The following is a 23,039-nucleotide window of genomic DNA, read 5'->3' on the forward strand; positions in this document are numbered from 1 at the left end:
TGTGTCTGTGTGACCTTGTCACGAACATTGGGCAAATCCTTAACCAAATGTTGGCAGGAATAGGTCCATAAGCGTTTGATAAAACTGTTTTGATAGGCAACCTGTATCTCGATGATGACTTGTGTTCCATCATCCATACGAGCCAAAATATCCACCGTAGTACTAAAGTGGCTAGTCCTTTCCTTTTTTACATCCGCAATAGTTCCATTCAAAATCTGAACAGACTTGGGGCGAAAACCTAGAAAAGTATTGATGAAATCAATGGTGATTTCGTGGTCATTGAAAATCTTTTTTGCAATAATATCAGCCATTGGACTGACTGCCTGTCGGCGTTTTGTCATCTCTATCCTCCAAATAAAGTAATCGAGAAATACTCCCTATCTATTTATTCGGAAAAGTTTCTAGTTATATTATAGCACGGTATCTAAAATTTTCAAGTCACTTTCCTATTACAGCAACTACTAAAAAGCGTCCCAAAGCCATGTTGACTACGGAACGTTTTCTACTTTATCTGAAGAAAAAATGAAAATTCGTTCTATCCAAATGCAAGTTCAAATACCCTATATTTAATCCCTCCTAAAAATATCCCGTGTATAGACCTTGTCAAGAACATCATCCAAACTCAAGTCGTATCGATTGGCTACAATGGCTTGACTCATTTCTTTAAATTTCTTAAGATTGTTGACGACTTTGGAGCCAAAGAATGTCGTTCCGTTCTCTAAGGTCGGCTCATAAATTATCACCCTTGCTCCCTTAGCCTTCAAACGCTTCATAACTCCCTGGATAGAACTTTGACGGAAGTTATCAGAATTACTCTTCATGGTCAGACGATAAATTCCTATCGTGATATCCTTTTCTTGCTGTTGCGAATAGGAATCATGTTCTGAGTAAGCATAGTAGCCAGTCATCTTCAGTACCTGATCGGTAGCTACATCAACAATACGTTCGTTAATTCCGGAAATGCAGCAATCCTATGATTAGCTATGTGAATTTAAAAATTCTTGTAACTGTCCTAAATCATCAAGATTATCAATCTCAAATATAACGTTCGAAGGAATATCTCGCTTATACACTGTCAACTTATCCAAGTTATCTTTTACAAGATTATCCCAATACAAATTACAAAAATCGTTTGATTCTAACACTTCTTCAATAAGTTTGTTTAGAACCTGACCAGATTTTGCATCCCAATATGATACCCCAGATAGAATAGAGCCCTCGCCACTATCTATCACAATTTCTTTCACTTGACCATTATCATCACATTTTAAAAGCCACTCATCCTCAAAATTATCTTTATATGCCGAAAAATATGTAGAAATGGTTACATCAGAATCTAAGAAGTTCGTGTGCAAATAATTGTCCGCATCAATCACATAAGCATCACTTAAAAAATCCCTCACAAGATACATGCTATAAAAGTTATTATAGGTATCATATTTATCATTGTGAATTAACCTTACCCCATATTTACTCTCTAAAAAGTCAAACTTTTCTGATAAATAACCTGTCACAATAATAATTTCCGAAATACCTATTTCATTTAAAAATAAAATTTGTCTTTCTATTAATGTTTGATCTCCAACTTCAATCAAAGATTTAGGAGTTGTAAAAGTCAAGGGTCTTAATCTAGTTCCCATTCCTGCTGCTAAAATAATCGCTCTCATCAATTCTCCCCCTTAGTTTTTCAAGACAAATAGTGTACCAATAACAATAACTATACTACTGATGATTAACTTTATATCTAATTGACCACCGAAAAGAAACAGTGAAAAGATGACTGTCCAAATAGAATAAGTGACATTTAAACCTGTCGCTCTTACTGGACCTATAGTATCAATAGCAGAATAATAAAATAAATAGGAAAGCGTTCCTATAACGGAAAGACAAACGATAAAAAGAATAGACGGTGAACTAAAAACAGTTGCTATACTGTAAACAACATCCCCCTCTATTATCATAAATAACAGATAAACTAAGCTTGAAGTCCATTGCCTGATAAATAAAGCTTGTTTAGGTAAAATATCTTCTTTCATACCATAAGCAGTAATAACACTCTCTGATGCCCAGCCAATTACACATAGCAATGCTGCTAAAGAACCAATGAATAATTCTTCTATTTGAGAAAAACCACTATATCCAAGAAAAATAACTGCCAAGATAGTTAAAGCTAGCCCAAACCATCCCTTTCTTGTCAAATAATCTTTTAAAAAAATCATACCTAATAAAGCTGCGACTGCAGGGTAGATAGCGGATATTGTCGCTGTCAAGCCTGCCCCCAACTTCTCCACTGCAAATAGATAGGCTCTCATTCCTAAAGGTCCTGCGAATACTGCTGCTATCATTACAAAATAAGCACTTCTAGTTTTCAAAATTTGTATCGTATTTTTAAACCGACCTCTAATAGATAAGTCAATTGTTAAAAAAATAGCAGAAAAGAAATCGTGAAAAAATGCTAATAGTAACGTAGAGGATAATAGCTTGCTATCCCCAACAACGAAAGGAACCATTAACAATATCAAACTATTCAAGGATGTATCCAATCCCCAAAACATTCCTGATAACAAGCCCTGTAAATTTCCTCTTAAACTAATCTTCATAGTTACTCCTTTTAGAATAAGTATATATATATTTAAAACATCGATACATTCTTTAATCTCTTCTAAAAATATCTCGTGTATATACCTTATCTCGCACATCGTCCAAAGAACTATCATAACGATTGGCTACAATGGCTTGACATTGAGACTTGAACTTCTTCAAATCATTGATAATTTTAGAACCAAAGAAGGTTGAGTCGTCCTCTAGAGTTGGTTCAAAAATAATAACTTTTGCACCTTTGGCTTTCAATCGTTTCATGACACCTTGAATGGAACTCTGTCTAAAGTTATCCGAGTTGCTCTTCATCGTTAAACGGTAAACACCAACAGTAATTTCTTTTTCTTGCTGACGAGAGTAGCTATCATGTTCAGAGTAATCATAATAACCAGCCATTTTCAGCACCTGATCGGCAATAAAATCTTTCCTTGTTTTATTGGCTTCAACAATGGCCGTCATCATGTTCTGTGGAATATCATTGTAATTAGCCAATAATTGCTTTGTATCTTTTGGCAAGCAATAGCCTCCATATCCGAAAGAGGGATTATTATAATGATCGCCGATACGAGGATCCAAACCAACTCCTCGAATAATCGATTCTGTATCTAATCCTTTTAGCTCAGCATAGGTATCCAATTCATTGAAGTAAGAAACACGCAAGGCCAAATAGGTATTGGCAAAAAGCTTAACCGCTTCAGCTTCTGTCGATCCCATATGTAATACATCGACATCCTCTTTCAAGGCACCTTCTTGTAGTAGCGAGGCAAATAGTCTTGAACCTTCTACTACCGAATCTGGAGCTCCTTCTTCACAGGATACAATAATCCGTGAAGGGTAGAGATTATCATAAAGTGCTTTTGACTCTCTAAGAAACTCTGGACTAAAAATAATATTTTCCGTAGCAAACTTTTCACGCATAGACTGGGTGAATCCAACAGGAATCGTTGATTTGATGACCATTAATGCCTTAGGATTGACCGACAATACTGTTTGAATCACAGATTCCACATGACTAGTATCAAAGTAATTCTTAGCACTATCATAGTTCGTTGGAGCAGCAATTACAACAATTTCTGCCTCTTTGTAGGCTTTTTCTGCATCAAGTGTTGCTACTAAATTCAAGTCCTTTTCCGCAAGATATTTCTCTATATAATCATCCTGAATCGGAGAGTTCTTAGAATTGATTAAGTCAACTTTTTCTTGGATAATATCCACAGCGGTAACTTGATGATGCTGTGCTAATAAGACAGCGATAGAAAGACCGACATAACCGGTTCCTGCAACAGCGATATTTTTTGCCGGAAGAGTGCCGATTGACTTCGGAAAATCAGAAACAAATAAACTGTTAATTTCAAATTCAAGCACATTGCTCAAAGCCAGTAACTGAGGAATCGAAGGAAGATATTCACCTTGCTCCAGCTTGCTAATCATAGCCCGATTTATCCCTGTCAAATCAGAAAGTTCCTGCTGAGAATATCCCAACTCTTTTCTTTTAGAAAAAATAATAGTTTTAAGAAATTCTTGAGAAAATTCTTTGTTACTCATAATTTCACCTCTACAAAAAAATGATATACAAAGTATACCATTTGTTACTAAAAAAATCAAAAAAATATCATCGACAACATAGTTTTAATCAAGTGCTATAAGAGAACAAGATAAATCAATCCTTCTCATCTTTGTGTATCTTGATATATTTTTTATCCATACAAACTATGAGCATACTAGTCTAGAAAACAAGGTCTATTTATAATACTCCTTATACCATTGAGCAAATCGACGTAAGCCTTCTCTGAGAGTGGTAGAGGGACTAAAACCAAAATCTCTCTCCAAATCAGAAGTATCAGCGTAGGTTACTGGTACATCTCCAGCTTGCATAGGCACCAGTTTTTTATGTGCTTCAATATCAAAATCTTCTGGCAATACTCCTGCCAAAACTAGTTCCTCACTCAATATGTGAACAAAATCCAATAAGTTTTCAGGATTGCTATTGCCAATATTGTAGATTGCATACGGCGGAATAGGGAGACCATCACTTCCACTTCTCTTCTGTGGTGCGCCAAACATGACACGCTTGACACCTTCCACAATATCATCGACATAGGTAAAATCACGTTTACAATTTCCATAGTTGAAAATTTCAATCGTTTCCCCTTTTATCAGTTTATTTGTGAATCCAAAATAAGCCATATCTGGACGACCTGCTGGACCGTAGACCGTAAAGAAACGTAGTCCCGTTGTTGGAATGTCATAGAGCTTACTATAAGCATGAGCAAATAACTCGTTTGACTTTTTGGTTGCTGCGTAAAGCGAAACAGGATTATCAACCTTGTCATCTGTTGAAAATGGTACTTTTTCATTCCCACCATATACTGAAGATGAGGAGGCATATACAAGATGTTCAACTGGATAATGGCGACACGCTTCTAGGATATTTTGAAAGCCAATGATATTACTTTCAATGTAAACTTCTGGATTTGTAATCGAATATCTTACACCTGCTTGTGCTGCCAAATTCACAACAATATCAGGCTGATATTGTTCAAAAATTGAATTTACTAATCCTTTGTCCGCCAAATCGCCTTCAATAAAAGTCCATTTATTTTTACTTTCGTTTGATAGTTGATTTATTTGTTCAAGACGATACTGTTTCAACGTTACATCATAGTAATCATTCAAATTATCAAGACCGATAATACGACAAGGTTCTTCGCTCTTCAATAGCTCTAATACAAGATTACTGCCGATAAAACCGGCTGAACCTGTGATGAAAATAATTCTGTTCTTATTTAATTTCAATATACTTCCTCCCTATCTATTTTATAAAGCAAACATCTCCGATTATATTTGCATTCATCATTCAAACAAGAAAATAAAAATATTAGCACTTCCTAATTATCCTCATCTTCGAAAGTTGATAGATACTCACTGACAATAACTGAAAACTCTTTTGCATATTCATACTGGTATCGAGCGTAGTCACCAAACTCAACCCCTAGTTGCTGTTTATATTCACACCAATTGCTCCATAACAAACCAGCAGTAGCAACATATGCATAAATTTTCATTCTTATTCTTTCTTCGCACCCTTCTTCAAAGTATGCGTCTATCAAAAAATCTATTTGCTCCCTATTGTATTGAGAATAAATAGCAAACATCGCAATGTCTAAATCAGGATCCTGCATCCCAGCATACTCCCAATCAATTAAACGAACTTCTGTTTGATTATTTTTCTCAAAGATTAAGAAATTATCGGGATTTGCATCAATGTGACAAAGAACCTTTTTTTCTATATTCAACTGAATATAACTCTTAAGAGTAAGTACTCTATTTTTAACAGATTGATAGTCTTCGTATATAGATTCCCTATTTCCTCTTAAGCTTTCATAAAATTCTATTTCCCCAAATAAATCAAACTCATGAGAAGTAATTAATTCGCTTTCATGAAAACCTCTTAATTTTTTCATACATAAAGAAACATCGCTTTTATTATTTGAATCACAGTTTCTTGCACCATCAATAAAAGAAGTAATTTTATATCCTTTTTCAGGGCTAATATAAATCAATTCGTCACTAATACTTTCCCCAGCAATTACTCTGTAAACTTCAGCTTCCTGTTCTCGATTAATTAATTTATCGGTTCCCTCCCCAGGAATTCTCATAATGTAACTTTTGTCTTTGCATTCAAACATAAAAGAACGATTGGTCATGCCTTTTTTCAAGGCAAGTACATTCTTTATTTCTTTAGGAGCAATATCAAAAGTTGTACAAATAATATCTATTGTTTCTACTCTTAAATGATTAGACATATCATCTAAGAAAATCAAATCTTCAAATGTATTAATATCTTGTATAAAATGCTCGCAATTTTTGAATGTAGGTATTGCTAGTTCCCCATCTGTAACCAAAAGCTCTTCCCAAGCTAGCATTTGTTGACTAGGGTTATTTGCCAACTCTCGAAGCCTCTGTTTTATCCAAATTGAATCCGATTGCTCTATAAAAGCAACACCTAATCTTTCGCTCAAATCATCTAACTTTGTTACGTTTTTTGAAATATCAGCAATCATATACCAAGAAGAGTCATCTTTCTTGCTAGTAAAAGGATTTGTTGCGCACCAGATGTCACATGGAATTATATAGGAATTCGACAAATAGGATTCCGCTAAACTTAGGGAGTATAGTGTATTGGAGTTAGCAAAATCATCATTTTCAATTAATTCAACTTCGTACTTATCTATTAAATATCGGAATTGTTCTTTTTTGTATCCAATAACAATAATAATTTCAGAAACCCCTGCTTCTTTGAGTTGTACGATTAAGCGTTCAATCAATATCTCACCATTCACTTCTAGAAAAGCCTTGTGAGTCTCAAAATTTAATGGGATAGTTCGTCTACCTAAGCCCGCCGCGAGAATAATGGCATTTTTTAGTATCATCCATGCAACCTCAATAAATATTCTTAGACTGTAAACTATGATGTTTCAGTAATTCTTTGATTCTATTTTCTAATGCAGGTACCTTTAAATAATCACCATAGAGTAACGATAGTAAGTGCTTGTAAGACGTTGGCACACAAAATTCTCCTTCTAAAGTTTGCATTTTTTCTATCGATAGTACATTTTTTGTTGGAATCTCATACCATGTAGCAAAAATGTCTGCTGTTGTGGCGTAACTTGACTCTTCTAGTCCGTACATACTACATAATTTTTCAAATTTCTTATAATCTCTTTCAACATCGCGAAATAAGTATCTCAGCTTAAATAAGCCGATTTTTACTGCACCTTTAAATGAATTAGCTGATTTTATAAGAGAAATCAATTTATAGTATCTAATAAAGGCCAGTTGTTGTACTTCTTTAGAAAATCTCTTCCTTTCTTCTGACTCTTCTGGCATACCAATCAAATAAAATACATCTAAATGAAATAACTCAGTAGAATAACCTTTTGGTGCAATCCGCATCATATAATGACGACAGTTCTCATCAACTTCTGGACAGTAAAAATAAAACTCGTCGTTCAAATCATTCTTTAGTGCCTCAATAAGCTCCTCTTTTTTCGAATATGGAACAAAAACATCCACATCATAATCCCATGGAATTTGACCATTATCTCTCACAGCACCTAATAAGGAACCATATGCTAATTGATATGGAATTGAGTTCGTGACACAAACCTTATGAAATTCTCTCAAAGCATTCAAAATTAAATCTTGATAGGATTTGAACTCTTCAAAAATTTGTTCGAAATCTTTACGATAATATGAACTCTTACGAACCTCTTCCAAAAATTCATTTCTATCCATTTTTTCCTCCCAAAAGATTTTTTTTCTGATTTAAGAATTGTTTAAACTCTGCACGGAATTTATAAAGCACAAAACCTAGGTAAGTAAACATTACAACAACTCTGTACCCAAACTCAATATAACTAAATGTAAACGGATAGTTAAGATATGTAAAATACAGCCCAATCCCCATAAAAACAACAACTACCATGATGATATAGACAAGCTTTGAAAGCTTTAATCCTATATCTTCAAATCGTTTGCTAATTGCTATGACAATCCCGACTCGTATGAGCATTGAAATAAAATCTGCAAGGATTGAGCCGGTTATACCTAAGATTCCAATCAAATAATAAGAAATTACTACATTCACCAGGCTACTTGATAAGGTTGCAACAAAAATCAATCTTGATGCTTTCTTATGATAGAAGAGAATTTCTACATAAAAATAGTAAAGTATCTTTATCAAAAATACACTTACTATCAAAGGAATATACTTCCAAGAAGAAGCATATCCTTTATCTAATAACAAAATAATATAATCATGAGAAAATAGTGCAATGCCCAAAAGGAAAAAACCAATTACATACGTTAAAATTTCTGAAATTTTCGCAATATTCTTCCGAACTGAATCGTTTAATATCGTCATCTGCTCATAGAGCCATGGACCGTAAGCACTATTCACATAACCTTGAACTATATCAGCAATACCACCGAATTGGGAGGCAATCGCAAACAGTCCTACATCTCCTAGATTCCCAATGTCTCCGATAAAAAGCTTCGACAAAAAAACTGTAATATGGGTTGATAAATTATGAGGGATTATTGGTATCGAATATAGTAAAGCTTCCTTTAGTAATCTCTTATCCAAGCACCATATTATCATACTAGATTTCCATAAATCAATTAACATTACAAAGAAGTAAACAGCATATGTTATGAGATTGGCAAGTAAGACTCCATTTGCTCCGAGTTTAAAATGTACTACAAATAATATATTCAAAACTAGGGTAAGAATAAAAAATATCAGTGTAATGATTGCATACTTTCCAGCTTGCTGCTGACTTTTTAAAATATTTTCATAAATAGTATACTGACAATAAAAAACTAGCGATAAAATAGAAATGAATATTGTCGGAAAAAAGTCTATATTATTAAAAAAATAATAACCCACTATTTTCTTTCCAAGTATCATAACTATACTAGCAATAATACTAATTAGTAAAACAAATAAAATTATAGTTCCATAAAAACGACTTAACCTAACCGTATCATGTTTTAGATCTACATAAAAACGAAATATCGCAGAATACAACGATGCCGCAACAAGAAATGAACCTGTTATTAAAAAACTACTTACAAGACTCGTAATACCATAATCAACAGTGGTTAAATAAGAAGTATAAAGCGGAAGTAGAAAAAAACTAAATCCTCTGATTAACAACCCACAAACCATGTAAATAATAGTATTTTTAAATACAACTTTTGTCGTTAACTTTTTTATCAATTATATATCCTCATAGTCGATGATTTATCAAGGAGATGTTTTATCAATCTGCGACAAATCTAACAACTCTCCAAGTTTTTCATCTGTTTCTTTTGGTGAAAATGGTAAAAAACCTCCTGCTGGATAAAAGGTAAATTCCGAAAAATATATCCTACCATTAACAGAATACAAATCTATTCGTACAAATGGGGCATTACAAATATCATAAAGTTTTTCTGCTATCTTTCTCATTTCTGGAAAATTTGGAGGTAAGACAAAATCACCTAAACGTCTAAAATCAGCTCTACAAAATTCTAATTCATTTCCCTCTAAATCATAGAATGAAATTTGAGCAGTATTATGATCTTCAAGTCCTTTAGAAATATATATAAATTCCGCTCTCCCATTAAAAAAGAAAAATTTATAATCTACTGTATCAGCTACGTTAGCTAAATCTTCTAAATACTCTTCCGCTATAATTCTAGGTGGAACATCTTTATAAACCCATTCTCTATAAGGATAGTAAAAATTACGTTTTAATGCCCTGCAAAGCAATTTTCTTGCCTTTTCTCTATCAAATTCCTCTTTATCCCTGCAAATAATCACGCTCCCTGAATCATGCGTACATTTTAAAACAAATTGATTTGGCAACGTATCAAAATCGATTTCTTCAGCACGATTCCAAACGTCCAATGTGGGAACAATATACTGCTTGCCAATGCTTGCAGCAACAACCTCTTTCACTTTATATTTATCAACCAACTTGATATATTCTTTATTTCGATCATGAATTTTTAACCATTGTAATTTTTCGTTATATGTTTTAGGTGATAACAAATTCAACTCTTGGTTCATATTGATTTTATACAACCTTTTCAAAAAAACACTATCTGGCATATTTTTGAAAAAACCATTCCTTGCTAAAACTTTGAATCTGTAATCTTTATTAAATAAAAATTTAAAATATTTATTCATTTCTCACTCCCTAATGTCTATATCGGTTATCCATTTTAAAATTAATCGGACATTTGTTATTCTTCTATTTGGATTCAGGCTTCCGTAAAATTTCATTCAACATTGCGCAAGAAATAATAATAGGTAGGTACCAAAAAACCTGTGCGGAGAAAGTTACCGCAGACCATTCAATAAACAATATTGTACTAACTAAAGAAAAAGATAAGAGAGAAAAATTATTTTTTTTCTTATTTGCTAAATCCCTCAAACCATTCAAAGATATATAGAGATTATATATGTATCTACTGTAATATGTGAATAACCCCATCAAGCCAAATGTAACCGATAATTCTGCAATGTTACTATGTGAATAATCATAGTTTAAGGTTGTTTTTAAACCAAAATAATTCCATCCACCTCCAAAAATCGGGTGCTCCAGAAAAAAATGTAGGGATTCAACTAACATTTTTTCACGCATGTCCGTTGAATAAGAATATGTAAGAGTATTAGAATCCCCCAGTAAAGTCATCAACATCTGCTCGATTCGAAACCCCATAATAGAATAAAAATAGGGAATCTTAAAAATTAGAATCCATAAAAAAAAGAAAGACAGGATGACCTTTAACCAAATAATCGCTTTATGACGATTATGATAATAAAAAATAAATAAATTAGTCAATAAAAAAAATAAAGTCTTTTTAGATCCTGTCAGCAACATAAAAATTACAAATACTAAAAATAAGAGCAGATCGCGCTTATTCTTAGTTATACAATATCTCCATGCCAGCAAAGAACTAACCAAACCAAAGTTAAATCCTACAGAGTTTACATTTCCACTTAAGGAGGAACCTATTCGTACCCCTCCCGATAATATGTCTGCCCCCTCTTTAGAAATCAGATATATAATTGAAAACAATCCTGCTAGAACAAATGGAAGTGTTATTTTTATGTAATTCTTTCGTAAAATAGATGAAATCGATAAATATAAAGCAATATTTTCAAAATATCTGTACAGTATCGAATCAATAGGAAAAACTCCAGACCTTAGAAAAAATATTCCATAAACACAAAACATAAAGTAAATCACTGAAATCCAAATGATAAAATGATTCAATCTTACTCTATAGCGAAAATATTGCACTCCCAAGCTGTACGAAATAACCATACCTATCATTGTTAGCACCGAATAAACTTTTATACTCTCAGGAGTATAAAAGTTTATTTCAGATACTAAAATTAGCACAATTGCTATAATATTTAAATAAAACTCTAATGTTGAAACTTTTATTTTTCTACTTTCAATCATTTGATTCTCCGCAAACACTCTTCCCATTGATCATATATTTTTTCACTGCTAAATTCTTTTACACTATTATTTGCAGTTTTCCCCATTTCCTCTGCAATCTGCGGATTCCGCAACATCCACAACATCGAATTTGACAAGGCTGCCCTATCATTTCTTGGCACAAGAAGTCCATTTTCCTTATTATTAATAACATATCTCGCTCCCCCTGGTCGACAATCAGTCGAAATCACAGGTAAACCCAATGCCATTGCTTCTAATAAAGTATTGGGAACTCCTTCATAATCAGAAGACAATACAAACAAACTTGCGTCGATCATCTTTTTATGTATTTCTGAACAAGTTCCCTTTAAAAAAATTCGTTTTGATAAATTCAATCGTTGAATAAGGGTTCTTAATTCATTTTCAAGAGGTCCCTCTCCATAAATTTCCAAATCATAGCCTTCAAGTTGTTTGGAAATATCCGCAAATGCCTTTATTAATAACTTTTGATTTTTTTGTTCATGTAATCTACCAACTGAAACAATCACTTTTCGTCGGCAAATCAATTCTGGAAATTCCAAATCGTTTATAAAAATAGGATTCATGATAATCTTACTTTTTCTTTGAACTTTTTGGTTGAAAAACTCCTGTGCTCCCTTTGATTGAAAAATAAAATAATCAATTCTAGGAATACTAATCATACGAATTAGCCCCATAATTCCTTTATATTCCTTATCACTTGGATCTCCACGTTCTGCGTAAATAATTTTACCAGTTACTTTCTTAGACATAAATGATGTCAAATAGGCTGTTTGAAACCAAAAATGAATAGTGATATCAGGTTTAATTTCACTCAAAAATTCTTTTATAGCAGAATATCTAGCTAAAAGTCTACCTACTCCCTTTGCTGTGTCTTTCAAGTATATATACTTAACTTTCGTAGACAGCTCATAACATACATTATCTACAGAGAGGGATACTAACCAAACACTATGCCCCCGTTCAGCCATTTCGTTCGCTAAAGCAATATTTTGCTTTTCGGCTCCTCCAAAACCATGTAAAAATGATAAAAAAACTATTTTCATACTTACTCTCTAAATTATTTTAGCTGAAACTCCAGCAACTGTACAATTTTCAGGAATGTCCTCCAGTACCATAGCGGTCGCTCCGATGTTGACATGTTCCAAATTCTAACATTATTAAGAAACGCAGCACTATTCATTATATATATTATCGCCAATAAGCGTATTTTTTCATACAGTCATATTCTGTAATAGTACATCTTGACAACGAATAATTCTCCCTAAAAAATGAACATTTCTGGCAATCACTGTGCTGCTCAATATATGTTTGTAAATTATAAACAAAAACTCAACCAACACTATTCCCACACTCCCAAGGATACAACAACCTTTGATTCAGCACGTTTTAACCAAAATAAATAATATAATACAAATTAAAATAGAATTGTTTAGAATTAGCACTCTTTGTACCTAATATCTTTTGTATTAAACCGTTTGGCGATTGATAATAAGAAATCTTTCAGTTTTGTCTCCTAATCCTAAAAATAACACGATATAATGTAGCTAAAATTCTGTAATCAATCGCACATATCATTGCTAGTATTTTTCTGTTTAAAGGCATCGGAGAAAAAAACAGATGAACATAATTTTTTCTCAATTGAATCGTCAAAAAAGCAATCTTTTCTCTTGAAACATCTGCGGAAATACCACCAATAGCAGCCTTCGCTAATAGTGAAAAATAACTTCTAGCCAACTTAATCAGAGATAGTTTTTTTAACTCCTTATTATCATATTTTCTGGTTAAATCATATAATTCTTGACATGCTACAAGAAGATCGAAGTCCTTAGATTTTAAAACACCACTTGTAAGACTTGTGACATTATCTTGATAATAATAATAACCTATATCGCGTATACGGATCATTTTTTTAGCGCATTGCAAGACTTTAAAATTAGTAGCGATATCCTCATTTACTTTTCCTTCTGGAAAGTAGACATTTTCAAATAAAGATTTTAAGTATACTTTTCTACAAACAGAAAATGGGCATTTCTCTGTTTGACCTCTATAAAGATAATCGTACAGAATATCTTCATCGTATAGTACAAACGGTTCTCTGTCTATATTTTGATTGGATATTTTTTGTCCTTCTTTCACAAATTCAACATTAAAATCAATAACATCTGCTGAATATTCATGTAAAAAGGTAATACATTTCTCATAAATGTTCAAGTCAACCCAATCATCACTATCTACAAATGTTACATATTTTCCGTTTGCATTGGCCAGACCGACATTTCTTGCTGTACTCAATCCCCCATTTTCTTTATGAATAACTCTAACTCTTTCATCATTTTTTGCAAGTTTATCGCATAGTTCCGATGAACCATCGGTAGACCCATCATCTACCAATATCACCTCTATATCTCTATATGTTTGGTTAACCAAACTATCAATACATCTTTCTAAGTAAGTGACTACTTGATATACCGGAACAATAATAGATAAAGATACGCTCTTTGTATTATTCAACTTTGACAATATACAGTCCTCGCTTCCCTTCAAATACCGAATCAAAACAAATTACATTCCCTTTTCTATTCCATCTCGGATGCAAATCACATCTAAATTCATTGTCATAACGAAATGGAGAAAAAACCTGCGCTATTACTTTCAAATTTGAAGAACTTTTGTTGTCAGCATCGCTTATTCGAATCGAAGATATACGTTTTTTATCAGGATAAGAATCAAAAACAATCTTATCACGATTTGGTGAATAACTAGGATGCCCATCAAAATCTATTTCATTCCAATATTGTTCAAATATCGAAGTTTTATCTTGCATTAAAAAATAACCTGTTCCAAATCCTTTTTTATTTTCAAACGCTAAAATTGAACGATTATCCCTCCAAAAACAATGCGATACCATATCATCGTCGCTTAAATTATACATATCCGAACCATCAACATCACAAGTAAGTAGTCGAGTATATTTTCTATCCCCCTTAAACCATCTATGAAGAAACATAAATCTTTTATTGTCAGGAGAAATCATTATATGATTTATTTTGTGGACTGCATTCTTCATTTCCTTACGAAACTCGAATGATACGATATCATCATACAAAAGTACCTCACTAACGTCTCCACTTGCAAAATCAAGTTTCCAAATTGCAGTCCCTACAGGTAATGATACAAACTTTTCTTCTGTGATATTTGAATAGCCATATCCTGGTGCCAATTGATGCAATCTAGAGAAATCCAAGCTCAAAGCAAAACTGCCATCACTTGCTACGCTATATACAGGGAAAGGAAACAATTTCTCCGAAATCGTTCTAATCTCTGATTGTTTAAACTCTAGTTCCAGTACTATTGAACAGTATTTTCCATTTCTAAAATCATTGAATATTATTTTGTTTGATGAATTGCCAAACCACTGTAACATACATCCTTGTTGCGTATTCCATGTTCGAGTTTCTCCAATTTCGCTAACTATACCTGTTAACGTATCTATTATTACAATTTTTGCTACTGTCCTTGGAGCAACTTCTTTATAGGTTTCTTTTGCTTTAAGAGATAAAATATAACGATCCGTTTCATCCCATGGACACTTATCATAGTATCCAAAAAAATACTCTGAACCATCATCTGGTGATACCCGAACAATATCCCCAGTACTATTTATTTTGGGTGATAAATGATACATGCCCAATTGATAGACTCGTTTAAGTGTTTTTTTTATTACTGGATATTTATTTAACTTTTGATTAATGACCTGCTCTATCCCCATTATAATTCTTTTCCTTACTTCTCAATAAAAATCTATACAAATTTCGTAAAAGTTTGACTGGCAAAATAAACACCAAAAGTTGTGCAACCGCTACAATAAAAAAGTCTACAAAACTATTGAAACCACTACGCCATGCTCTATAACGCAACTTTATTAAAATTTTTGTATTTATCCAAGACTTTCTTTTTTTATAAGTTCCTTCATCAAATCTAAATTTAAGTAAAGGTTCTGAGAGATTTAAACACTCAACATTATTTGATAATAATCTTATCCATAAATCAGTATCTTGATTCTTACGATAATTCCCATATCCTCCAACTTCCAACACCTTTGACTTCCTATACATCGTCGAAGGATGATTAAAGGGATCTCTACGCTTTGCAAAACTATAAATATCCGAATTTGTGAGTGGAAGACTACGATAACCGATTACATTTGATAATTCATCAACAAATTCTTCGACAGGGCAACTAACAATGGTAAGTCTAGGATTTTGCTCAAACGCTCTAAGTTGTTTTTCGCATCTTTCTGGCATGGAATAATCATCCGCATCCATTCTTGCAATAAGGTCGTTTCGACATTCTTTTAGACCCGCATTTAATGCCTCTCCAAGTCCAACATTATTTGGTAGTTGAATTTCATTAAAGTAAATGTCACAACTGTTTTGTACATTAACAATAACCTGTTCTAATAGATTAGGAATCGGGCCGTCCTTTACGATAACGATTTCATCAGGTTTTATTGTTTGCTGAACCATACTATTCAATGCAATATAAAAATAATCAGCATTATCATTTTTATACACAGTCATTAAAACACTATATTTCACGAGAATTCCTTCTATTTATTTGTATAAACAACACGTTTAATCGTTTCTATCACATACTCCACATCTTCATCACTCAAGTTGGTATGAAGAGGAAGTGTAATTTCATTTTCAAAATACTGATAGGCATTCGGAAAATCTTTCATATCAAAACCAATATTTTTATAGGCTGTAAGAAGAGGCAGTGGCTTGTAGTGAACATTACAAGCAATCCCTGCTTCAGCCATTTTTTGAATCACTTCATTTCGTTGTTCCAAAGTAAAGCCTTCCAGATGAGTGATATACAAGTGCATAGATGATTGTCTATCTTCGGTCTGATGTACCAACGGCTTAATCAATGTTCCTTCAAAGCCTGCATTGTATTTTTCGACAATTTCTTTTCGACGTTCCAACAGAGATGGGTAACGTTCCAACTGTACCAAACCGATACCAGCCATAATATCTGTCATATTACACTTGTAACCAGGATTAACAATGTCATATTCCCATGACCCTAATTGTGTCTTAGCTAATGCATCCTTTGTCTGACCATGAAGAGAGTAAATCTGAAACTCTTTATACATCTCTTCATCATCCAAACCAGAATGTGGTCTCCATGTCACACTACCTCCTTCAGCAGTTGTAAAATTCTTAACTGCATGGAAAGAAAATGAGGTAAAATCTGCTAGGGAACCCGCTGGTTTCCCCTTATAACTAGCTCCTAGAGAATGTGCACTATCCGATAGAATAATAACTCTGTCGAAAAGTTTCTGCCATTTATTATCAGAAGCAGCATACAAAGAGCGTTTGTTTTCTACGATGGTATAAATCTTATCATAATCACAAGGAATACCAGCTAGATCAACTGGGATGATAACCTTTGTTTTCGGAGTAATCGCTTTTTCCAAAGCATCATATTCCATCTCAAAGCTATTTTTTTGAATATCAACCATCACAGGAGTTGCTCCTACATGAGTAATGACACTACATGAGGCAGTATAGGTCATAGCAGGAACAATAACTTCATCTCCGGGTCCAACACCAAGAATTCGTAAGACTAGTTCCAATCCTGCAGTAGCAGAATTTAAACACACAGTTTTATTGGTTCCTGTAAATACTGATAACCTACGTTCTAGCTCTTTTGTCTTTGGTCCTGTTGTAATCCAACCAGATTTTAGTGTGTCAATAACTTCATCAATTTCAGCTTGGGTAATATCTGGTGGTGAAAATGGAATATTTTGTCTTTTTGTCATTTCAATCTCCTATTTTATTACATTAATTACTGTATCTATCATTACCTTAAAATCAGAAACAATTCCAAAGTTTCTGATATACTCCAAATTGTATTTCATTTTTTCTGGTAACACTTTTTGAACATATGCTTCATCAGGACTGTAGCCTTGAGAACAATATTCTTCTAAAACAGCATCTTCATCCTTATATGCAATACTTGCTGGTGAAGTAATTCCTGCTGGCAATAGCAAAGTCGCAAGCATTTCATCAGTGTAATGGTCAACATATTTTTGTACTTCTGGTCTTACGCCAACAAAACTCATATCCCCTGTCAAAACATTAAAGAGTTGAGGCACTTCATCCAGCCTATATTTTCTGATAATATGACCGACTTTTGTAATACGATTATCTTGACCGACTGTGACAAGACTTCCGACTTTATCCGCATCAGAAATCATCGTTCTAAACTTAAATATTCTAAAAATTCGACCATATCTTGTAACACGTTCTTGACGATAAAAAATTGGTCCTTTGCTATCTAGTTTTATCCAAATAGATAGACCGATGATGGCTGGCGATAATAATACTAATAGGATTAGTGCTAGTAACTTATCCGTAGTATATTTAAAAAATAACTCGAACTTTCTTGACTCAATTTTTTCAAAATATTGGGCTGTTATTTCATTCGCTTTTAGATATTCTTTTGTTATAGGTCTTCTGCTATACATTCATTCTCCTATTTGCAAGGTTAGCTGGTTTTGTCACTAATCCTCAATCCTAAAATACTCTAAATAGTCCTTAAATCGCTCTTGTGCGGCTAAGCAAGTATCTAGCAAGAAACCATTCTGTTCTCCCCATTCAGCTAAGCCACGATAGTAAACATACTTCATGTCATCTCCAATGATAAAGGGGATATGTCCATGTTTAAGACATTCTTTGAACATAGTCAATCGACCTACTCGTCCGTTACCATCTTGGAAGGGATGGATGCGTTCAAATCGAACATGAAAGTCAAGAATATCCTCAAAGGAAGTCTCAGGCAAGTCGTGATAGCTGTTCAGCAGTTCTTGCATGTCCGACTCCACATGTTCAGGTAAGCTTGTTTCTCGACCGCCGACTTCATTCGGAAATCTCTTATAATCACCGACTTGAAACCATGACTTCCGCGAATCAGAGGTCCCTCTCTTCAATATAGCATGGATATCCTTTATCCATTTTTCGTTCAATTTCTCTTGAAAACTATCCAAGAGAAAATCGAAAGCAGTAAAATGATTGGTGGTTTCAATAATATCATCCACCCTTATGGTTGGATTATCCTCAAAACCAATCGTATTGGTCTCATAGATATACCTTGTCTGGTCATGCGTCAGTTGACTCCCCTCTATGTGGTTTGAGTTGAAAGCCAGCTCGATTTGAATCTTATGGTAAAGACCACCTTTGATCCTATTTTCTTTTTCTCTTACTAACCTATGACCTAGCATATCTTACCTCTGAAAAGTTTTTCAACCTTCCTAGAATTTAAACATCGTTTAAACTCTAGGAAAGTAAAAATATCTTTTACTTTCTTTATTCTTGTTTTGCAAATTCAATCAACACATCTTTTAATTCATTTCTATCTTTTTGGAGTAATCCATTGATAAATGAATTGACAATGTCCGATTGCTTATTTGTAACGCGACCCACAAATATTTTTTCATAAATCTGTTCGCTGACACGTTCTTCTGTTGATAGTAATTCCTCGTAGAGTTTCTCGCCTGGTCTGATTCCAGATTCTACAATCCCGATTTCTTCCTCAGTATGACCACTCAGCAGAATAACTTTTCTTGCCAATTCCAAAATTTGTACAGGCTCGCCCATATCCAAGACAAAGATTTCTCCACCTTTTGCCAAATGTCCAGCTTGTATAACCAAACGACTTGCCTCAGGAATCGTCATGAAATAACGAGTCATCCTAAAGTCGGTGACAGTAACAGGACCACCTTTTCTAATTTGCTCTTTGAATAGCGGAACAACACTTCCACGACTACCTAAAACATTTCCGAACCGTACTGCAGCAAATTGAGTCTGACCTGGCTCGTTTAAACCTGTTACAATCATTTCTGCAACACGCTTGGTCGCTCCCATTACATTTGGCGGATTAACAGCTTTATCTGTTGAAACCATAACAAATTTGGCAACTTTTGCAGTTTTAGCCGCCTCAGCCACATTCTTCGTTCCAAAAATATTATTCTTCACTGCTTCATGTGGATTGTATTCCATCAAAGGAACATGCTTATGTGCTGCAGCATGGTAAACAACATCGGGTTGATATTCAGCCATTATGCTAAAAATCAATTCTCTATCTTGAATATCTGCAATGAGAGGGACCAACTCAATCTTACCTTGGAATTTTTCCAGTAACTCTCGATGAATGAGATAGATTGAATTTTCTCCATGTCCAAGCAACAACAAGCGTTTAGGCGTAAACTTAGCAATTTGACGACATAACTCTGAACCGATAGAGCCACCTGCTCCTGTGACAAGGATTGTTTTCCCTTTGAAAAACTGATTCAATTCATCCTGATCCAAAACAACCTCTGGTCGACCAAGAAGATCTGCTACGTCAATTTCCTGAAAGGCACTGACAGACATGTTTCCCGCCATAATGTCTTCAATGCTCGGCATATTATTGACGGTCACTCCTGTAGTGTTACAGATTTCAACAATCTTCTCTCGCTCCTTACCATTTAAAGAAGGGATGGCAATCGTCACTTGGTCAACAGCTAATTCCTCTACCAATCGTGGAATATCATTACGGTTTCCTAAAACTTTAGCGGTACAGATAAATGTTCCAAGTTTATTTGGATCACGATCAACAATACCGACAATTTCAAAATTCAATTTTCGATCTTCGACGGTATTGATAAAAATATTCCCACCATCTCCAGCACCTACTACTAAGATTCTTAGTGGGCTATCCTTCTTTCGAATGACATTTTTTCTCGTCTCATGTAAGACTTTCCAAACAATCCTCGGAGTAATGAGCATTACATACGACAAAAATAAGGACACTAAGATGAAACGATAACTAAAGGTCTGCCATAGAATCATTGAAATGATTAAAAATAATGAATAAGCGGATATCAAACTCAGTCCTATTTTCACATAACTTTGATATCCAGTATACCTCGTAATTAACGAAAAAACCTTTAGTCTAACTGAGATAATCAGGTAGAATATTAAAACAAATAAAACTGCAAGAATAAAGCGTTCATCTGGAATGTCAATAATAACATCCAAAAACAGCCTGCTCAAAATCATGGAAACTATAAGAAGACACGTATCCATGCACATGAGTATCAATCGTTTACTGTTGCGCTCTAACAGTTTGTCAGTAACAGTTCCTAAATCCATTTTTTCTCCACAATCTAGAGTAACCAGTTTAAATCGCCTGGTTTTTTAATAGCATAAGAGGATTCTTTTTTAGCAACGCTTTCGCTTTATCTTTGCCAAATTCCTCTGTTAGTAACTTATAAGCCTCCCTCATAAACGGAGGTCTACTAGATAAATTATGCATATCGCTAGCAACACAATGTACTAAGTCCTGCTCTAAAAAATACCGAGTACGTTTTTTAAATTCTTTTGCTCGATCGCCAATTAAAGCGGGCTTCAGCACATGGTTACTATTTACCTGAGTATAGCATCCCTTGTCAATTAACTCTTCTACTCTCTCTGCATGAAACGCTAGCGCATCATATCGTTCTATATGGGCAAGTACGGGAGTTAGCCCAAGTAGCGTCACTTCATTCACTGCTTCTTGAATCTCTTTCCAAGGAGTATTCATACTGAACTCCAAGAGAATATAGCGCGAGCCATTAAGTGTGGGTACTTTCTTTTTTTCAAGTTTGCTTAAGATATCTTTACTATAATACAATTCAGCACCATAGCACAATCGTATTTCAGGATAAACTTCTGCTACTGCTGCTTTAAGTTGAAGAAAGTTAGTCATGATAACTTTTTCTGGTGTTTCAAACATCCCTTTTCGTCTATGAGATGTCGCTACGATATAGCGAACACCTTGACGATAAGCTTCGCCTATCAAACTCAGGCTCTCTTCAATAGTTTCGGGACCGTCATCCACACCAAATATGATATGCGAATGAATATCAATCATACTAATACCTACTTATCAAACTTATATTATCTGAGAAATTAAGCTTTTTTGCCGTAATGTCCGTAGTTTCCGTATTCACTATACTTCTCATTGGCAATATCATATTTGTTCAAGATAACGCCTAAGAACGGTGTGCCTGTTTGATCCAACTGCTCTTTTACTTTTTTCAAAGATGAGCGCTTAACACTGCCTGCTTCTACTACTGCAACCATCGCATCACATTTTTGTGCAATGATAGCTGCATCAATTACCAGTCCTAATGGTGGACAGTCAACGATAACATAATCATAATAGCGACGAAGAGTCGCAAGTAGATTTTCAAAATTCTTACTTTGTAAAAGGGCAGTAGGGTTGGGAGAAACCTTTCCTGACTCAATGACGGTCAAGTTTGGAATATCTGTATCGCATAATCCTTGAGACAAGTCTGTTGTCCCTGCTAGGTAATCCGTCAAGCCTGTAATCTTTGTAATTGGCTTAAAGAAACCAGGCATGACTGAATTTCGGATATCCGCATCTACCAAGACGGTCTTATAACCTGAACGAGCATAGGCAATAGCGAGACTAGCCGCAGTTGTACTCTTACCTTCATTTGATTGAACAGAGGTAATGCCAACAACCTTAATATCCGCTCCGCTAAGCTGAATGTTGGTACGGATGGCATTGAAATACTCCTCGGTTTTATTTACTATCTCTCTTTTTGTACGCGCAATTTCTAACGTTGCCATATTGTTCTCCTATTTCAATTTCTTCGAATCTGGTACTACACCAAGCAAGGTCAAGCCCATTACCTCTTCAATATCCTGAGGGCGTTTGACACGGTCATCCAAAACTTCCATAGCCAAGATAATTCCCGTTGCCAAGATACCTCCAGCTAATAAACCAAGCAAGATATTGCGTTTTATATTCGGAGTGGTTGGTTCTTCCGCTGGGACTGCTTCTTCAAGTGTTGTCACATCGCTTACCTTGGTGACCTCAACAATTTTTTGCGCCGCAAAGGTACGAAGACTATTTGCAATACGTGCTGCTTCATTTGGATCCGCATCACGCACGGAGATAGAAACGATACGAGTATCGACAGGGATAGAAACTGAAACCTTTTCTTTTAAGTTCTCGTTCAAGTTCAACTCTGTAGCTACTTGCGTCAATACATCTTGTGATAGGATAATTTCCTTATAGTCTTTTACCAAATAGGTACCTGCTTGTAACTCTTGGTTGGTCAACCCGGCACCAGCTTCTACATTTTGACTCACTACATAGATACGAGTTGTCGAGTCAAACTGTGGTGTTACCAAGAAACTATTGTAGACAAAGGCAATTCCTGCACCCAAAAAGGATGTTAGGATAATAAGAAACTTCTTTCTCCACAATGTTTTTAATAAGTATAATACATCAATTTCGATTGTATTTGATTCTTGATTATTCATGTTTTCTCCTATT

Annotated in this window: 21 protein-coding genes and 1 pseudogene; all 22 read right to left on the bottom strand. The window is 34.4% G+C overall.

The features are described 5' to 3' along the window. The coding region (locus tag ODU55_RS05985; RefSeq protein WP_398582249.1) for a PD-(D/E)XK nuclease family transposase at positions 1–341 on the bottom strand (341 nt) is incomplete at its 3' end. 225 nt (positions 342–566) lie between these two features. Then, positions 567–935 (bottom strand): annotated as a pseudogene (locus ODU55_RS05990) (UDP binding domain-containing protein); the annotation flags it as partial. 42 nt (positions 936–977) lie between these two features. Further along, the gene (locus tag ODU55_RS05995) at positions 978–1,667 is read right to left on the bottom strand and encodes a CTP--phosphocholine cytidylyltransferase (RefSeq protein ID WP_029187142.1); all 690 of its coding nucleotides are present in this window, start codon (positions 1,665–1,667) and stop codon (positions 978–980) included. Positions 1,668–1,679: 12 nt separating this feature from the next. Next, entirely contained in the window at positions 1,680–2,600 is a 921-nt protein-coding gene (locus ODU55_RS06000) for a DMT family transporter (protein WP_398582250.1), read from the bottom strand. A 52-nt stretch (positions 2,601–2,652) separates the two neighbouring features. Next, positions 2,653–4,143, bottom strand: coding sequence for a nucleotide sugar dehydrogenase (locus tag ODU55_RS06005; RefSeq protein WP_029187144.1), 1,491 nt, complete (start codon positions 4,141–4,143; stop codon positions 2,653–2,655). Between the two features lie 195 nt (positions 4,144–4,338). Then, positions 4,339–5,394, bottom strand: coding sequence for an NAD-dependent epimerase/dehydratase family protein (locus ODU55_RS06010; protein WP_398582251.1), 1,056 nt, complete (start codon positions 5,392–5,394; stop codon positions 4,339–4,341). Positions 5,395–5,486: 92 nt separating this feature from the next. After that, on the bottom strand, positions 5,487–7,031 hold the full coding sequence (locus tag ODU55_RS06015; RefSeq protein ID WP_029187146.1) for an NTP transferase domain-containing protein: 1,545 nt from the start codon (positions 7,029–7,031) through the stop codon (positions 5,487–5,489). 10 nt (positions 7,032–7,041) lie between these two features. Then, positions 7,042–7,896 (bottom strand): phosphorylcholine transferase LicD, encoded by an 855-nt coding sequence (locus ODU55_RS06020; protein WP_029187147.1) that lies wholly within the window; start codon positions 7,894–7,896, stop codon positions 7,042–7,044. Further along, positions 7,889–9,382 (bottom strand): lipopolysaccharide biosynthesis protein, encoded by a 1,494-nt coding sequence (locus tag ODU55_RS06025; RefSeq protein WP_029187148.1) that lies wholly within the window; start codon positions 9,380–9,382, stop codon positions 7,889–7,891. The genes ODU55_RS06020 and ODU55_RS06025 overlap by 8 nt, the downstream gene beginning before the upstream one ends. 27 nt (positions 9,383–9,409) lie before the next feature. Beyond that, positions 9,410–10,336 (bottom strand): ATP-grasp fold amidoligase family protein, encoded by a 927-nt coding sequence (locus ODU55_RS06030; RefSeq protein WP_029187149.1) that lies wholly within the window; start codon positions 10,334–10,336, stop codon positions 9,410–9,412. 64 nt (positions 10,337–10,400) lie between these two features. Continuing rightward, positions 10,401–11,621, bottom strand: coding sequence for an O-antigen ligase family protein (locus tag ODU55_RS06035; protein ID WP_398582252.1), 1,221 nt, complete (start codon positions 11,619–11,621; stop codon positions 10,401–10,403). Continuing rightward, positions 11,618–12,685: a glycosyltransferase gene (locus ODU55_RS06040; RefSeq protein WP_029187151.1), complete on the bottom strand. Its 1,068-nt coding sequence runs from the start codon at positions 12,683–12,685 to the stop codon at positions 11,618–11,620. The genes ODU55_RS06035 and ODU55_RS06040 overlap by 4 nt, the downstream gene beginning before the upstream one ends. Before the next feature lie 457 nt (positions 12,686–13,142). Beyond that, a complete protein-coding gene (locus tag ODU55_RS06045; RefSeq protein WP_398582253.1) occupies positions 13,143–14,153 on the bottom strand; it encodes a glycosyltransferase family 2 protein in 1,011 nt (336 codons plus the stop codon). Continuing rightward, the gene (locus ODU55_RS06050) at positions 14,146–15,411 is read right to left on the bottom strand and encodes a hypothetical protein (protein ID WP_029187152.1); all 1,266 of its coding nucleotides are present in this window, start codon (positions 15,409–15,411) and stop codon (positions 14,146–14,148) included. Before ODU55_RS06050 ends, ODU55_RS06045 begins: the two co-directional genes overlap by 8 nt. Continuing rightward, positions 15,389–16,222, bottom strand: a complete 834-nt coding sequence (locus tag ODU55_RS06055) for a glycosyltransferase (protein WP_398582254.1) — start codon at positions 16,220–16,222, stop codon at positions 15,389–15,391. The genes ODU55_RS06050 and ODU55_RS06055 overlap by 23 nt, the downstream gene beginning before the upstream one ends. Before the next feature lie 29 nt (positions 16,223–16,251). Beyond that, positions 16,252–17,469 (bottom strand): DegT/DnrJ/EryC1/StrS family aminotransferase, encoded by a 1,218-nt coding sequence (locus ODU55_RS06060; protein WP_398582255.1) that lies wholly within the window; start codon positions 17,467–17,469, stop codon positions 16,252–16,254. A gap of 9 nt (positions 17,470–17,478) precedes the next feature. Continuing rightward, entirely contained in the window at positions 17,479–18,177 is a 699-nt protein-coding gene (locus ODU55_RS06065) for a sugar transferase (protein ID WP_398582256.1), read from the bottom strand. 36 nt (positions 18,178–18,213) lie between these two features. Continuing rightward, positions 18,214–18,930: a Fic family protein gene (locus tag ODU55_RS06070; RefSeq protein WP_398582257.1), complete on the bottom strand. Its 717-nt coding sequence runs from the start codon at positions 18,928–18,930 to the stop codon at positions 18,214–18,216. Positions 18,931–19,015: 85 nt separating this feature from the next. Next, positions 19,016–20,842 carry a polysaccharide biosynthesis protein gene (locus ODU55_RS06075; RefSeq protein ID WP_398582258.1) on the bottom strand — a complete coding sequence of 609 codons (1,827 nt, stop codon included), beginning with the start codon at positions 20,840–20,842 and terminating at the stop codon, positions 19,016–19,018. 28 nt (positions 20,843–20,870) lie between these two features. Continuing rightward, entirely contained in the window at positions 20,871–21,602 is a 732-nt protein-coding gene (cps4B, locus tag ODU55_RS06080) for a capsular polysaccharide biosynthesis protein Cps4B (protein WP_024377021.1), read from the bottom strand. 38 nt (positions 21,603–21,640) lie between these two features. Next, positions 21,641–22,327: a tyrosine-protein kinase gene (locus ODU55_RS06085; protein ID WP_024377020.1), complete on the bottom strand. Its 687-nt coding sequence runs from the start codon at positions 22,325–22,327 to the stop codon at positions 21,641–21,643. A gap of 9 nt (positions 22,328–22,336) precedes the next feature. Next, positions 22,337–23,026, bottom strand: a complete 690-nt coding sequence (locus ODU55_RS06090; RefSeq protein WP_398582259.1) for a Wzz/FepE/Etk N-terminal domain-containing protein — start codon at positions 23,024–23,026, stop codon at positions 22,337–22,339. Between the last annotated feature and the right edge of the window lie 13 nt (positions 23,027–23,039).

The organism is Streptococcus sp. 2022WUSS037 (assembly GCF_044427225.1).
Lineage (GTDB): Bacteria > Bacillota > Bacilli > Lactobacillales > Streptococcaceae > Streptococcus.

Coding starts and splice junctions, on each gene's coding strand:
- ODU55_RS05995 (WP_029187142.1), bottom strand. CDS start 1,667: ATGAGAGCGATTATTTTAGCAGCAGGAATGGGAACTAGATTAAGACCC.
- ODU55_RS06000 (WP_398582250.1), bottom strand. CDS start 2,600: ATGAAGATTAGTTTAAGAGGAAATTTACAGGGCTTGTTATCAGGAATG.
- ODU55_RS06005 (WP_029187144.1), bottom strand. CDS start 4,143: ATGAGTAACAAAGAATTTTCTCAAGAATTTCTTAAAACTATTATTTTT.
- ODU55_RS06015 (WP_029187146.1), bottom strand. CDS start 7,031: ATGATACTAAAAAATGCCATTATTCTCGCGGCGGGCTTAGGTAGACGA.
- ODU55_RS06020 (WP_029187147.1), bottom strand. CDS start 7,896: ATGGATAGAAATGAATTTTTGGAAGAGGTTCGTAAGAGTTCATATTAT.
- ODU55_RS06030 (WP_029187149.1), bottom strand. CDS start 10,336: ATGAATAAATATTTTAAATTTTTATTTAATAAAGATTACAGATTCAAA.
- ODU55_RS06035 (WP_398582252.1), bottom strand. CDS start 11,621: ATGATTGAAAGTAGAAAAATAAAAGTTTCAACATTAGAGTTTTATTTA.
- ODU55_RS06040 (WP_029187151.1), bottom strand. CDS start 12,685: ATGAAAATAGTTTTTTTATCATTTTTACATGGTTTTGGAGGAGCCGAA.
- ODU55_RS06050 (WP_029187152.1), bottom strand. CDS start 15,411: ATGGGGATAGAGCAGGTCATTAATCAAAAGTTAAATAAATATCCAGTA.
- ODU55_RS06055 (WP_398582254.1), bottom strand. CDS start 16,222: ATGACTGTGTATAAAAATGATAATGCTGATTATTTTTATATTGCATTG.
- ODU55_RS06060 (WP_398582255.1), bottom strand. CDS start 17,469: ATGACAAAAAGACAAAATATTCCATTTTCACCACCAGATATTACCCAA.
- ODU55_RS06065 (WP_398582256.1), bottom strand. CDS start 18,177: ATGTATAGCAGAAGACCTATAACAAAAGAATATCTAAAAGCGAATGAA.
- ODU55_RS06070 (WP_398582257.1), bottom strand. CDS start 18,930: ATGCTAGGTCATAGGTTAGTAAGAGAAAAAGAAAATAGGATCAAAGGT.
- ODU55_RS06075 (WP_398582258.1), bottom strand. CDS start 20,842: ATGGATTTAGGAACTGTTACTGACAAACTGTTAGAGCGCAACAGTAAA.
- cps4B (WP_024377021.1), bottom strand. CDS start 21,602: ATGATTGATATTCATTCGCATATCATATTTGGTGTGGATGACGGTCCC.
- ODU55_RS06085 (WP_024377020.1), bottom strand. CDS start 22,327: ATGGCAACGTTAGAAATTGCGCGTACAAAAAGAGAGATAGTAAATAAA.
- ODU55_RS06090 (WP_398582259.1), bottom strand. CDS start 23,026: ATGAATAATCAAGAATCAAATACAATCGAAATTGATGTATTATACTTA.